Origin of the sequence: Rhodanobacter sp. FW102-FHT14D06, assembly GCF_043950705.1 — a bacterium.
GTDB lineage: Bacteria > Pseudomonadota > Gammaproteobacteria > Xanthomonadales > Rhodanobacteraceae > Rhodanobacter.
Genome location: NZ_CP170722.1, coordinates 1,884,666 through 1,898,119, shown reverse-complemented (window position 1 = coordinate 1,898,119; position 13,454 = coordinate 1,884,666). Strand labels below are relative to the sequence as shown.

The window sequence follows — 13,454 nt, the reverse complement described above, 5'->3', positions numbered from 1 at the left end:
TTGGCGAATGATCCTGTCAAGCAGCCATGCAATGACGCATGGCCTGCAGTCAATGGCATGCGACATGCCCGCAGCTGGCCCTCAAGGACTCACCAGGGGAGGGCCGACCGAAGCGGGTACGGGATCGTCGGTCCGCTTCAAAAAATCACGGATGCCGTGCACGCGCGGCAAATCAACCAATGAGGCGCGGGCAGTCTCAGGGCAGCGCTTTGCCTCAAAAAACTTCGGGAGTCACCATGCCAAGTCATCATCGTCTCAAGTTGCTGGCCGCCGCGATCAGTTTCGCGGCAGCCGGTGCGCTGGGCGCCACGCCAGCCAGCATCACCAGCGGCACCACTTTCGTCGCGCTGAACCAGCACGCCACCGTGCTGCGTCAGGGCGACGTGGTCAGCGGCGCGCTGTCCAGCGCACAGCCGATGCACATCGAGGTGGCGCTGAAACTGCGCAACCCGGCCCAGCTGCACAGCTTCATCGCCACCGCCAAGAGCTCGCCGCTGTCGATGGTGCAACGCTCGATGACGACGCCGCAGTTCGTCACCAGCTATTCGCCCACCGCCACGCAGGCGAACAGGGTGGCGGCCTGGCTGCGCGCAGCCGGCTTCACCAACGTGCAGATCTCGCCAAACCGGATGCTGGTGTCGGCCGATGGCCGCGCCGATACCGCCGGCGCCGCGTTCAAGACCACGTTTGCCCAGGTGCGCACCAAGGATGGCCGCATGGCGTACATGCACAACGACGACGTGCACATCCCTGCCTCGCTGCAGGACGTGGTGCTGTCGGTGATCGGCCTGCAGAGCGTGCACCAGGCGCACACCTTCGCCAAGCCGATGCAATCGGGTTACACCACGCAGGCAGTGACCGGCCACAACCCGGTCGAGTTTGCCTCGATCTACGGCGGCAGCGGCGTGACCACGGCGGCCGGCGTGCCGGTGGGCATCGTCACCCAGGGCAAGATCACCCAGACGATTACCGACCTCAACACGTTCACCTCGCAGAACGGCCTGCCGACGGTGACCACGCAGACGGTCAACACCAACGGCACCAGCAGCGACACCAGCGGCCTGGGCGAGTGGAGCCTGGACAGCCAGGACATCGTCGGCATGGCCGGCGGCCATGTCGGCAGCCTGATCTTCTACAACATCCCCACGCTGTCCAACAGCAACCTGACGGCGGACTTCAACACCATCGTCAACGCCAACGCGACCAAGATCATCAACGTCTCGCTGGGTGAGTGCGAAACCAGCGCGCAGAGCGACGGCTCGGCCGCGGCGCAGGACCAGATCTTCCAGCAGGCCGTGGCGCAGGGGCAGACCTTCTCGATCTCCACCGGCGACTCCGGCGCGGACGAGTGCGGCGACGGCGGCGTCACGCCGAGCTGGCCGGCCGCCTCGCAATACGTGGTGGCGGTGGGCGGCACCACGCTGAACGCATCGACCACCACCTGGAACAGCGCCACCGTGTGGACCAGCGGCGGCGGCAGCTCCAGCACCTTCGAGCCGCAGCCGAGCTGGCAGAACGGCGTGGCCCCGGGCAGCACGCGCGGCCTGCCGGACATCGCCTACGATGCCGACCCGAACTCGGGCGCGAAGATCATCGTCAGCGGCGCCACCCAGCAGTACGGCGGCACCAGCCTGTCGGCACCGCTGTTTGCCGGCGCGTGGGCGCGGATCATCGCGATCAAGGGTTCCGGCGTCGGCTTTGCCGCACCGCTGCTGTACCAGCTGCCCGCGTCCGACTTCCACGACATCACCTCGGGCAACAACGGCGGCGAGACGGCGAGCGCCGGCTATGACCTGGCCACCGGTCGCGGCGAACTGATCATCAGCGGCGCGGCCAGCGACATCGGCGGCAGTTCGCCGCCGGCCAACGTGCCGCCGGTCGCCAACTTCAGCGATTCGATCAGCGGCCTGACCGTGAACTTCACCGACAGCTCCACCGACAGCGACGGCTCGATCGCCTCGCGCTCGTGGAACTTCGGCGACGGCGCCACCTCCACCGCGACCAATCCCGGCCACACCTATGCGGCGGCCGGCACCTACAGCGTGTCGCTGACGGTGACCGACAACGACGGCGCGACCAACACCAAGACGCAATCGGTGACGGTCAGCTCCAGCGGCGGTGGCGGCAACCAGTTGCAGAACGGCGTGGCGCTCACCGGCCAGTCCGGCGCCCAGGGTGCGCAGCTGTTCTACACCGTGGTGATCCCGGCCGGCGCCAGCAACCTGGTGATCTCCGAGTCCGGCGGCACCGGCGACGCGGACCTGTACACGAAGTTCGGCTCCGCCCCGACCCTGTCCAGCTACGACTGCCGTCCGTACATCACCGGCAACAACGAGAGCTGCACCGTGGCCTCGCCGCAGGCCGGCACCTACTACGTCATGCTGAACGGCTACACCGCGTTCTCCGGCGTCAGCGTCAAGGCGACCTGGAGCACCAGCAGCGGCGGTGGCGGTGGCGGCAACGTGCTGCAGAACGGCGTGCCGGTATCCGGTCTCAGCGCGAGCACGGGCAACGCCGTGTACTACACGATGGTCGTGCCGAGCGGGGCCAGCAACCTCAACATCAAGATCGCCGGCGGCACCGGCGACGCCGACCTGTACGTCAAGCTCGGTTCCACGCCGACTACCAGCAGCTACGACTGCCGCCCCTACATTTCGGGCAACAGCGAGAGCTGCACTGCGTCGGCACCGACCCCGGGCACCTACTACATCATGGTGCGCGCCTACCGCAGCTACAGCGGCGTCACGCTGACCGGCAGCTACACGCCGTAAGCGGTCGACGGCAACCCGTTGCGCAGGGACGCGCAGCGCACAACGGAAGCACCGGATGACGCTTCGGGCCCGCCCGGCAACGGACGGGCCTTTTTTTTGCGGCGCGCATCGGCGCAGAGGTTGTATGGTCGGAGTTTTCCCCGCCGAGGAACCCGCCGATGCGCCGCCTGATCCTGCCGTGTGCCCTGTTCGCAATGGCCTGCGTACCCGCTGTCGCGGCAACCAGCCTGCCCGCGGTACCGCGCGAACAACCGTCGCTGCACGCGCTGGCCGATGCCCCGAGCCAGGTCGAACTGCGCATGACGATCACCCGCCTGGTCGGCTTCGGCACCCGCCACACCCTGTCCGACACCAAGTCCGACACCCGCGGCATCGGTGCCGCGAGACGCTGGGTGAAGTCGCGCTTCGAGGCGATCTCGAAGGACTGCGGCGGCTGCATCGAGGTCGTCACGCCCTCGCAGATGTTCACCGGCAAGCGCGCACCCAGGCCGACCGAGGTAATGGACGTGGTGGCGATCAAGCGCGGCAGCACCGACCCGGATCGCGTCATCGTGATCACCGGCCACCTGGACTCGCGCGTCACCGACGTGATGAACACCACCAGCGATGCCCCCGGCGCCAACGACGACGCCTCCGGCGTGGCCGCGCTGATCGAGGCCGCGCGGCTGCTGTCGACACAGGACAACCGCGCCACCCTGGTGTTCGCCGCGCTGTCCGGCGAGGAGCAGGGCCTGTACGGCGGCAAGGTGCTGGCCGACTACGCGGTGGCGCACGGCTGGAAGGTCGAGGCCGAGCTCAACAACGACATCGTCGGCAACAGCCACGGCCAGAACGGCGTGATCGACAACACCACCGTGCGCGTATTCTCCGAAGGCACCAAGACCAACGAAAGCCCGGCGCAGGCGGACTACCGCCGCTACCACGGCGGCGAGGTCGATTCACCCTCGCGCAACCTGGCGCGCTACATCGACCGCCTCGCCGAGCAGTACCTGCCCGACTTCGACGTGCGCATGATCTACCGCACCGACCGCTTCGGCCGCGGCGGCGACCAGGTGCCGTTCCTGCAGGCCGGCTATCCGGCCGTGCGGGTGAGCGAGGCGCACGAGAACTACACCCGCCAGCACCAGGACCTGCGCAAGGAAGGCGGCATCGACTACGGCGACAGCATCGACGGCATCGACTTCCGCTACCTGGCGCGGGTCACCGCGCTCAACGCGATCACCATGGCCAGCCTGAGCCGCGCACCGGCGCCGCCGACGCAGGTCGAAACCAGGGGCGCGCTGGCCACCGACACCACGGTGAGCTGGCACAAGGTGCCCGGTGCCGCCGGCTACCGCGTGCACTGGCGCGATACCACCGCGTCGCAATGGCAGTACGTGCGCGCGGTCGGCGATGTCGACCAGGCCGTGCTGGCCGACGTGGTGATCGACGACTGGTTCTTCGGGGTGTCGGCCGTCTCGGCCGACGGCTACGAAAGCCCGGTGGTGTTCCCCGGCTTCGCCGGCAGCTTCGAACGCTCGCCCGCGCCGGAGCCGTCCGCCAAGTGACGGGCTTGGCGCTGCGCCCGCGCGACGCACGCTAAACTTCCGGGCGATGGCCACGCCTCCGCGCAAACGCAAGCCCCGCAAGACCGGCGCACCCGCGCCGGTCGCGCGACCGCGCGCGCGACCGGCGGCGACCAAGACCGCCGCCAGGCCCGCCGTCTCGCGCCCCGCGGACAGCTCCACCCGCGCCACCCGCGTGCTCGACTGGCTGCTGCGGAAACTGCCGGCACGCCACCGCGAAAAGGCACGCGACTACCTGGTGCTGACCCGCATGGATCGGCCGATCGGCGCGTTGCTGCTGCTGTGGCCGACCTGGTGGGCGCTGTGGCTGGCCGCCGGCGATTTCCCGCCGTGGAAGCCGCTGATCATCTTCACCCTGGGCGTGTTCGCGATGCGCGCGGCCGGCTGCGCGATCAACGACTACGCCGACCGCAAGCTCGACCCGCAGGTGGCGCGCACGGCCGGGCGACCGATCGCCGCCGGGCGGGTGACGCCGCGCGAGGCGCTGGTGGTGTTCGCCGTGCTGCTGGCGGCCGCCTTCGTGCTGGTGCTGTTCACCAATGCGCTGACGATCAAGCTGGCCTTCGCCGGTGCCGTGCTGGCGGCGATCTACCCGTTCACCAAGCGCTGGACCTACCTGCCGCAGGTGGTGCTGGGCGCGGCGTTCGGCTGGTCGATCCCGATGGCGTTCGCCGCAGTGACGCACACGGTGCCGCCGCTGGGCTGGCTGCTGTTCCTCGGCAACATCCTGTGGTCGGTGATCTACGACACCGAGTACGCGATGGTCGACCGCGACGACGACCTCAAGGTCGGCGTGAAATCCACCGCGATCCTGTTCGGCGATGCCGATGTGCCGATCCTCGGCATGCTGATGGGTACCCTGCTGCTGGCCCTGCTGTTCGTCGGCCAGCGTGCCGGCCTGGGCTGGCCGTACTGGCTGGCCCTGCTCGTCGTCGTCGGCCTGTTCGGCTACCAGCTGTGGCTGATCCGCAAGCGCGGGCGCGACGCCTGCCTGGCCGCCTTTCGCCACAACAACTGGCTGGGCCTGACCTTGTGGGTGGGCATCGTGTTGGCGCTGGCGGTGAAATAGCGAGGAGTGAGTGGAGAGGAGTGAGAAGTGAGCGTGGCGAGACGATGCTTTCTCTCACTTCTCACTCCTCTCCACTCACTCCCGCCTCAGGGGCGCGCGCGCCAGCGCCCAGACATCTACCCGCGGCACGCCGACGCGCTTGAGCACGCTGGCGCATTCGGCCAGCGTGGCGCCGGTGGTCATCACGTCGTCGAGGATCGCCACGTGCGCAGGGGGCGCCAGCCCGGGACACAGCGCGAACGCGTCGCGCACGTTGCGGCGACGGTCGACCGCGTCCAGTTCGGTTTGCGCCTCGGTGCGCCGCGAGCGCTGCAGCACGTCGTGGCGCAGCGGCACCCCCAGCGCACGCGCCAGCGGCCGGGCCAGCTCCAGCGCCTGGTTGTAGCCGCGCTGGCGCAGCCGGCTGCGATGCAGCGGTACGGTAATCAGCAGCGAAGGCCGCTCGATCACCCGTGGCTCGTTCTGCCACAGGCCGGACAACACGCGGCCGGCGGCGAGGTCGCGGCCGAACTTGAAGCGCGATTCCAGCCGGTCCAGCGGCCAGCCGTAGCGGAACGGCGCCCATGCCGCGTCCCATGGCGGCGCGTGCTGCTGGCATTCGCCGCACAACGTCGCCGCGGTCGCCAGCGGCAAGGCGCAGCGTGCGCAGCAATTGCGGTTGCGCGGCATCTCGGCGGCGCAATCCGCGCACAGGTCCATGCCGCCGTGGCCCGGCGCGCCGCACAACAGACAGCGCAGCGGCAGCAGCCATCGCTGCAGCGCTGGCCAGGATTGCAGCAGACTGGTCTTGTGCATGATCTCCCCCGTCCCCGCCTCGACCGATGGTAGCGGCAACCGCGGGTCGCGCGCAGTGCACCTGCGGTCTACACTCGATCACCAACCGTGGCACGCCCTGCCACGCCTGCACTTCGCCCATCGAAGACCTGGAGATTCGCATGAGCTCGATCCACGACGACCACCCTGCTCCATCGACCTGGCCCGCGATCGCCGGCACCGCGCTGCGGGTGGCCTTCGGCGTGATCTGGGCGGTGAGCGCCGCGCTGACCTGGACCGACGGCTTCGCCGACCACTACGTCGGCTACTTGCACAATGCCGCCACCGGCCAGCCGGCGTGGTCGGCGTGGTGGTTCGACATGTGGATCGCGGTGGTCACGCCGCACGCGGGCTTGTTCGTGTGGGCCACGCGGATCGCCGAGACGCTGCTGGCGCTGGCCCTGCTGCTGGGCTTCGCGCGCAAGATCACCTACGTCGTCGGCATCCTGTTCAGCCTGCTGATCTGGAGCACGGCCGAGGGTTTCGGCGGGCCGTATTCGGTGGGCGCCAACAACATCGGCGCGGCGATCAGCTTCGTGCTGATCTTTGCCGCGTTGATCGTGATCAACCTGCGCGCCGGCCCCAGCCCGTACAGCCTGGACTACCTGATCGAGAGCCGCTGGCCGCGCTGGCGGCGGTTCTCCGAATGGAACACGCGGGTTCCGCTGGAACAGGTGCGGCCGGTGTCGTGGCGCGTGCAGGGGCCGGCGCTGGCCGGCGTGCTGCTGCTGGTGGCGCTGCTGCTGGCCGGCCTGCACAGCGCATTGAACGTGCGCAGCGCCAGCCCCGCCGCCGCTGCCGCCGCGGTGACGCCGCTGTCGCTGGCCTCCAACCAGCCGATCAAGCAGGCCCGCGATGCGCGCCTGCCGCCGCTGCAACCGGGCGACAGCGTGGAGGTGAACATCACCTCCAGCGACGACACCGTGGAGATCGCCAGCGGCGTGCAGTACCAGGCCTGGACCTTCGGCAAGACCGTGCCCGGCCCGGTGATCCACGTGCGCCAGGGGCAGACGGTGAACGTCACCCTCACCAACCGGGGCACCATGCAGCACTCGATCGACTTCCACTCGGCGATCACGCCGCCGAGCCTGCACTACGTGGAGATCATGCCGGGCGAGTCGATCAAGTTCTCGTTCGTGGCCAAGGTGCCCGGCGCCTTCCTCTACCACTGCGGCACGCCGCCGGTGCTGCTGCACATCGGCAACGGCATGTACGGCGCGATCATCGTCGACCCGGCCGAGCCGCTGCCGCCGGCGGCCGAGAGCTACGTGCTGGTGCAGGGCGAGTGGTACACCCAGCAGGTCTCCGGCACGCTGATGGCGGGCAGCTACGAGAAGATGCAGCAGATCCGCCCGGATGAAGTCGTGTTCAACGGCGCCGCGTTCCAGTACGCACAGCATCCACTGACCGCCAAACCGGGCGACCTGGTTCGCCTGTATGTGGTGAACGCCGGTCCGAACCTGTGGAGCGCGTTCCACGTGATCGGCGCGATCTTCGACAAGGTCTATCCCGGCGGCAATCCGGCGCAGGCCATCGACGGTGTCTCCACCTACTCGGTGGGGCCGGGCGAGGGCGCGGTGTTCGACCTCACCCTGGACGAGGCGGGCCACTATCCGTTCGTGGATCACTCGATGGCGCACGCCGTGCTCGGCGCGCAGGGCATCCTGGAGATCGCCACGCCAGGCGAGGCGCTGGCCAAGCCGCAGATCACCAAGGCACCGGTGGATGCGAACGCCGCGCCGCCACCGGCCGCCACCGGCCCGTACACGTTCGATCCCGCGCACGGCGCGCAGCTCTACGCGACCTACTGCGCCGCCTGCCACCAGCCCACGGGGCTGGGCCTGCCCGGTGCGTTCCCGCCGCTCAAGGGCAACCCGGCGGTGCTGGATGCCGACCCCACCAAGCATCTGGACGTGATCCTGCACGGCCTGCAGGGCGTGGCCATCGACGGCGTCAGCTACCCCAGCGCGATGCCGCCGTTCGCCGCCACCCTCAACGACGCGGACATCGCCGACATCGCCAACCACGAGCGCACCTCCTGGGGCAACCAGGCCAAGCCGGTGACCGCGGAGCAGGTGAAGGCCGTGCGCGACGGCAGCAAGTAGCAACGCGGGCACCCGCCGCCTCGTCAACCTGGAACACAGGTACCCAGGTTGACGAAGCGGCGTACGCCGCCCACACTGCGCGGCCTCTGACCCAGGAGCCCGCCATGCCCGCTGCCATCCGCCACGACTGGAGCCGCGACGAGGTCGCCGCGCTGTTCGCGCTGCCGTTCAACGACCTGCTGCATCGCGCGCACGGCGTGCATCGCGAACACCACGATCCGAACGCGGTGCAGGTGTCGACCCTGCTGTCGATCAAGACCGGCGGTTGTCCCGAGGACTGCGCGTACTGCCCGCAGGCGCAGCGTTACGACACCGGCGTGCTGCCGCAAAAACTGCTTGAGGTCGACGAGGTGCTGGCGCGCGCCAGGGCCGCCCGCGACGCCGGCGCCAGCCGCTTCTGCATGGGCGCGGCGTGGCGCGGGCCGAAGGACCGCGACATCCCCAAGGTCGCCGCGATCGTGCGCGCGGTGAAGGACCTGGGCCTGGAAACCTGCGCCACCCTGGGCCTGCTCGGCGACGGCCACGCGCAGCAGCTCAAGGACGCCGGCCTCGACTACTACAACCACAACCTCGACACCGCGCCGGAGTTCTACGGCGAGATCATCCACACCCGCGAATACCAGGATCGCCTCACCACGCTGGAACAGGTACGCGACGCCGGCCTGAAAACCTGCTGCGGCGGCATCGTCGGCATGGGCGAGACGCGCGAGCAGCGCGCCGGCCTGCTGCAGGCACTGGCCAACCTGCCCGAGCACCCGCACTCGGTGCCGATCAACCAGCTGGTGCCGGTGCCGGGCACGCCGCTGGCCAACGCCGAACCGCTGGACCCGTTCGAGTTCGTGCGCACGATCGCGGTGGCGCGCATCCTGATGCCGCTGTCGATCGTGCGCCTGTCCGCCGGCCGCCAGCAGATGGACGATGCGGTGCAGGCACTGTGCTTCTTCGCCGGCGCCGGCTCGATCTTCTACGGCGAGAAACTGCTGACCACCGGCAACCCCGACGTGGAGGCCGACCGCGCGCTGTTCCGCCGGCTCGACCTGCATCCGATGGAGGTGGTCGAGAACGCGGGGACCGTGCATGCGGACATCGGCGAGAACGCCAGCTGCGGGCACGGCTGCGGCTGCAGTGCGGCGGCATAGCAGCGCCCCACCCCGGCCCTCCCCTGCGGCCGCAGGAAGTCCCTTTGGGGCAAGCAGGGGAGGGAGCAAGGCGTGCGGCACACGTTTGCCTCCTCCCCCTGCATCGCAGGGCGAGGTCGGGAGGGGGTGCTCCTCGCCCTGCGCAGTGCACTGAGCCATGCCCCGCCCCGACCTCCTCCAGCGACTGGCCGTCCAGACGGCCGAACGCGAACGCGCCAATCTGCGCCGCCGCCTGCACGTGATCGAGCACGCCGACGGCCCGTGGCTGAACAGTGGCGGCCGGCGCCTGCTCTCGTTCTGCAGCAACGATTACCTCGGCCTGGCGCAGCACCCGTCACTGGTTGCCGCGCTCGTCCGCGCGGCGGGCGAACAAGGCGTCGGCAGCACCTCGGCACATCTGATCTGCGGCCACCGCCGCACGCACGCGCAACTGGAAGAAGCGCTGGCCGCATGGACCGGGCGCGAGCGCGCGCTGCTGTTTTCCACCGGCTACATGGCCAACCTCGGCGTGCTGCAGGCGCTGCTCTCGCGCGGCGACGTGTGCGTGCAGGACAAGCTCAACCATGCCTGCCTGCTCGATGGCGCGAAGCTCAGCGGCGCGGAACTGAAGCGCTATCCGCATGCCGACGTGGCCGCCGCCGCGCGCCAGCTGGCGGCCAGCCCCGAGGCGGCCGCGCTGCTGGCCACCGACGGCGTGTTCAGCATGGACGGCGACGTCGCACCGCTGCGCGCGCTGGCGCAGCAGTGCTCCCGCGAGCACGCCACCCTGATGGTCGACGACGCGCACGGCCTGGGCGTGCTCGGCGACGACGGCGCCGGCAGCCTCAGCGCGGCGAAGCTGGGCCAGCACGAGGTGCCGCTGCTGATGGCCACGCTGGGCAAGGCGCTCGGCTGCAGCGGCGCCTTCGTGGCCGGCCCGGCGGCGCTGATCGAGGGGCTGATCCAGTTCGCGCGACCGTACATCTACACCACCGCGATGCCGCCGGCGCTGGCCGCCGCCGCGCTGGAAGCAGTGCGGCTGGCACAGAGCGAAACTTGGCGGCGCCACAAGCTTGCCGCGTTGATCGCCCGTTTCCGCGCCGGCGCCGCGCAGCTCGGCCTGCCGCTGATGGACTCGGCAAGCGCGATCCAGCCGTTGCGGCTGGGCGACGCCCGGGCGGCCGTGCAGGCTGCGCAGGCGCTGGAACGGCGCGGCCTGCTGGTCGTCGCGATCCGCCCGCCGACCGTGCCCGCTGGCCAGGCGCGGCTGCGCATCACCTTGTCCGCGGCGCACGAAGAGGCCCAAGTGGACCGGCTGCTCGACGCGCTGGCTGATCTGCCGCAGGAACCGCGCGCGAGCGGCCCCGTATAATGACGCGTTGTCTTGTGCCTTTTCCCCCATGAACGTCGTCAATATCGCCGCCTACCGCTTCGTCGCGCTGGACGACCTGTCCGCGCTGCGCGAGCGCGTGCGCGAACGCGCCGAGACGCTGGCGCTCAAGGGCACCGTGTTGCTGGCACACGAGGGCATCAACCTGTTTCTCGCCGGCACCCGCGCGGCCACCGACGCCTTCATGGCCTGGCTGCGCGAGGACGCGCGCTTTGCCGCGCTGGAAGCGAAGCAATCGTTGTCCGACACCGTGCCCTTCGGCCGCCTGCGCGTGCGGCTCAAGCGCGAGATCATCACCCTGCGCATGCCAGCGCTGCGCCCCGTCGAACGCCGCGCGCCCGGCGTGGATGCGAAAACGCTCAAGCGCTGGCTGGACCAAGGCCGTGACGACGCCGGTCGCGAAGTGGTGATGCTCGACACCCGCAACGATTACGAGACCGACGCGGGCGCTTTTGCTCAGGCGGTGGACTATCGCATCGCCCGCTTCACCGACTTCCCTGGCGCGCTCGCGGCCGACCGTGCGCGCTACGCCGGCAAGACCGTGGTGCCCTACTGCACCGGCGGCATCCGCTGCGAGAAGGCCGCGATCTACATGCAGGAACTTGGCATCGAACACGTGCACCAGCTCGAAGGCGGCATCCTGAAATACCTGGAACTCACCGACGGCGCGCACTGGCAGGGCGGCTGCTTCGTGTTCGACGGACGCGGCGCCGTAGACAAACAGCTTTTACCTTTGCCTCCTCTCCCCAGCGGGGAGAGGGTTGGGGTGAGGGGACACGCCGGCGACGGAGCTGATTCGGAGACCGCTTCGATCGACTTATCCGCGAGCACCCACCCCTCATCCCAACCTTCTCACCCGCAAGGGGACTCCCCAAGGGTCGCCCGAGGGGGAGAAGGGGCGAAGGCAACAGGCGCGATGTCTGACAGGGGCCGCGCATGAGTCTTTTCATCGAAAAGGCCGGCCATGGCCCGCTGCCGCTGGTGCTGCTGCACGGCTGGGCAATGCACGGCGGCGTGCTGGCGCCGCTGGTCGAGGCGCTGCAAGCGCAGTGCACGATGTACGTGGTCGACCTGCCCGGCCACGGCCGTTCGCGCGACTGCGGCCTGCCGCTGGAACCGCACGCCTGCGCCGCCGCGATCGCCGCCGCCACGCCGCCGGCGCTCTGGCTCGGCTGGTCGCTGGGCGGGCTGATCGCGCTGACCGCGGCGCTGGACCTGCCGCATCAGGCGCATGGCCTGGCGATGCTGTGCGCCACACCGAAATTCGTGCGCGACGCCGGCTGGCCGCACGGCAGCGATCCGGCGCTGGTGCAGCAACTGGCCAGTGACCTGGAAACCGATTACCACGCCACCATCGAGCGCTTCCTGGCGCTGGAGGCGATGGGCAGCGCCGACCCGCGCGGCGAGCTGCGCCATCTGCGCGAGCTGGTGTTCGCCCGCGGCGAACCGGACGCGCGCGTGCTGCAGGAGGGCATCCGCATCCTGCACGACAGCGACCGCCGCGCCGCCCTGCCCGACCTGGCGGTACCCAGCGCCTGGATCGCCGGGCGCCGCGACCGGCTGGTGCCACCGCAGGCGATGACCTGGTCGGCGAGCCAGTGCGGCGGCGACAGCCACGAGATCGCCCAGGCCGGCCACGCGCCGTTCTTCAGCCATGCCGCCGCGGTGGTCGCGGCGCTGCAACCCTTGTTCGCCCGGCACGGTGGCCGGGCCAGCGCGAGCCTTGCCCATGAGTGAGTTCCAAATCGACCGACGCCAACTGCGACGCAATTTCGCCGGTGCGGCGACCACCTACGAGAAGCACGATGCGCTGCAACGCGAAGTGCAGACGCACCTGCTGGAGCGGCTCTCGTTCTACCTCGACACGCCGCAGCGGGTGGTCGACATCGGCGCCGGCACCGGCCGCGGCACCGCCGCGCTCAAGCGGCGCTATCCCAAGGCCGAGGTGATCGCGTTCGACCTGGCGCTGCCGATGCTGCGCGTGGCGAAACAGCACAGCAGCTGGCGCCGGCCGTTCGACCGCGTCTGCGCCGAGGCATGCGCGCTGCCGCTGGCCGACCACAGCGTGGACGTGCTGCATTCGAACCTCTGCTTCCAGTGGATCGACGACCTGCCCGCGCTGTTCGGCGAATGCATGCGCGTGCTCAAGCCCGGCGGGCTGATGGCGTTCTCCAGCTTCGGCCCCGACACCCTGATGGAGCTGCGCGCCGCGTGGGCCGCGGCGGATGAGCGCGCCCACGTGAGCCGCTTCCTGGACATGCACGACGTGGGCGACGCGATGCTCGCCGCCGGCCTGCGCGACCCGGTGCTGGACGTGTTCCGCTACACCCTGACCTACAGCGAGCCGCGCAAGTTGCTGGAAGAGCTGCAAGGCCTGGGCGCCACCAATGCCGACCGCCAGCGCGAGCGCGGACTGACCGGCAAGTCGCGCTACCGGCGCATGCTGGCCGCCTACGAAACGATGCGCGTGGACGGCCGCATCCCGGCCACCTGGGAGGTGGTCAGCGCGCATGCATGGGGCCCGCCGGTGGGGCAGCCGCGACGCGTGGGCGGCATGGAGATCGCCAGCTTCTCGATCGACAAGCTGCGCGGCTCGCGGCGTCAGAAAGACGAAGCATGAAAC

General features: G+C 69.8%; 10 protein-coding genes. 9 read left to right on the top strand and 1 reads right to left on the bottom strand.

Features of this window, described 5'->3' with window-relative positions:
* Positions 1-236 precede the first annotated feature (236 nt).
* The 3 genes from ACFCQI_RS08565 to ubiA all read left to right on the top strand — a co-directional run bounded on the left by ACFCQI_RS08565 (position 237) and on the right by ubiA (position 5,405).
* On the top strand, positions 237-2,771 hold the full coding sequence (locus tag ACFCQI_RS08565) for a pre-peptidase C-terminal domain-containing protein (protein ID WP_395121020.1): 2,535 nt from the start codon (positions 237-239) through the stop codon (positions 2,769-2,771).
* Between the two features lie 158 nt (positions 2,772-2,929).
* Positions 2,930-4,318, top strand: a complete 1,389-nt coding sequence (locus ACFCQI_RS08560; protein WP_395121019.1) for a M20/M25/M40 family metallo-hydrolase — start codon at positions 2,930-2,932, stop codon at positions 4,316-4,318.
* A 193-nt stretch (positions 4,319-4,511) separates the two neighbouring features.
* Positions 4,512-5,405: a 4-hydroxybenzoate octaprenyltransferase gene (gene ubiA, locus ACFCQI_RS08555; protein WP_395121316.1), complete on the top strand. Its 894-nt coding sequence runs from the start codon at positions 4,512-4,514 to the stop codon at positions 5,403-5,405.
* Positions 5,406-5,480: 75 nt separating this feature from the next.
* Here the strand turns inward: ubiA and ACFCQI_RS08550 are convergent, their stop codons facing one another.
* The gene (locus tag ACFCQI_RS08550) at positions 5,481-6,200 is read right to left on the bottom strand and encodes a ComF family protein (protein WP_395121018.1); all 720 of its coding nucleotides are present in this window, start codon (positions 6,198-6,200) and stop codon (positions 5,481-5,483) included.
* 140 nt (positions 6,201-6,340) lie between these two features.
* Between ACFCQI_RS08550 and ACFCQI_RS08545 the strand changes: the two genes are divergently transcribed.
* The 6 genes from ACFCQI_RS08545 (at position 6,341) to bioC (ending at position 13,451) form a co-directional block, all read left to right on the top strand.
* Positions 6,341-8,323 carry a multicopper oxidase domain-containing protein gene (locus tag ACFCQI_RS08545; protein ID WP_395121017.1) on the top strand — a complete coding sequence of 661 codons (1,983 nt, stop codon included), beginning with the start codon at positions 6,341-6,343 and terminating at the stop codon, positions 8,321-8,323.
* 104 nt (positions 8,324-8,427) lie between these two features.
* Positions 8,428-9,462: a biotin synthase BioB gene (gene bioB / locus ACFCQI_RS08540; RefSeq protein ID WP_395121016.1), complete on the top strand. Its 1,035-nt coding sequence runs from the start codon at positions 8,428-8,430 to the stop codon at positions 9,460-9,462.
* 157 nt (positions 9,463-9,619) lie between these two features.
* A complete protein-coding gene (gene bioF / locus ACFCQI_RS08535) occupies positions 9,620-10,813 on the top strand; it encodes an 8-amino-7-oxononanoate synthase (protein WP_395121015.1) in 1,194 nt (397 codons plus the stop codon).
* A 28-nt stretch (positions 10,814-10,841) separates the two neighbouring features.
* Entirely contained in the window at positions 10,842-11,771 is a 930-nt protein-coding gene (locus ACFCQI_RS08530; protein ID WP_395121014.1) for a sulfurtransferase, read from the top strand.
* Positions 11,768-12,568, top strand: a complete 801-nt coding sequence (bioH, locus tag ACFCQI_RS08525; protein ID WP_395121013.1) for a pimeloyl-ACP methyl ester esterase BioH — start codon at positions 11,768-11,770, stop codon at positions 12,566-12,568. Before ACFCQI_RS08530 ends, bioH begins: the two co-directional genes overlap by 4 nt.
* Positions 12,561-13,451 carry a malonyl-ACP O-methyltransferase BioC gene (gene bioC / locus ACFCQI_RS08520; protein ID WP_395121012.1) on the top strand — a complete coding sequence of 297 codons (891 nt, stop codon included), beginning with the start codon at positions 12,561-12,563 and terminating at the stop codon, positions 13,449-13,451. The genes bioH and bioC overlap by 8 nt, the downstream gene beginning before the upstream one ends.
* The last annotated feature ends 3 nt before the right edge of the window (positions 13,452-13,454 follow it).

Excerpts from the sequence above, each read along its gene's own strand:
- ACFCQI_RS08545 (WP_395121017.1), top strand. The coding sequence starts at position 6,341 with ATGAGCTCGATCCACGACGACCACCCTGCTCCATCGACCTGGCCCGCG.
- bioB (WP_395121016.1), top strand. The coding sequence starts at position 8,428 with ATGCCCGCTGCCATCCGCCACGACTGGAGCCGCGACGAGGTCGCCGCG.
- ACFCQI_RS08560 (WP_395121019.1), top strand. The coding sequence starts at position 2,930 with ATGCGCCGCCTGATCCTGCCGTGTGCCCTGTTCGCAATGGCCTGCGTA.
- ACFCQI_RS08550 (WP_395121018.1), bottom strand. The coding sequence starts at position 6,200 with ATGCACAAGACCAGTCTGCTGCAATCCTGGCCAGCGCTGCAGCGATGG.
- bioF (WP_395121015.1), top strand. The coding sequence starts at position 9,620 with ATGCCCCGCCCCGACCTCCTCCAGCGACTGGCCGTCCAGACGGCCGAA.
- ACFCQI_RS08565 (WP_395121020.1), top strand. The coding sequence starts at position 237 with ATGCCAAGTCATCATCGTCTCAAGTTGCTGGCCGCCGCGATCAGTTTC.
- bioC (WP_395121012.1), top strand. The coding sequence starts at position 12,561 with ATGAGTGAGTTCCAAATCGACCGACGCCAACTGCGACGCAATTTCGCC.
- bioH (WP_395121013.1), top strand. The coding sequence starts at position 11,768 with ATGAGTCTTTTCATCGAAAAGGCCGGCCATGGCCCGCTGCCGCTGGTG.
- ACFCQI_RS08530 (WP_395121014.1), top strand. The coding sequence starts at position 10,842 with ATGAACGTCGTCAATATCGCCGCCTACCGCTTCGTCGCGCTGGACGAC.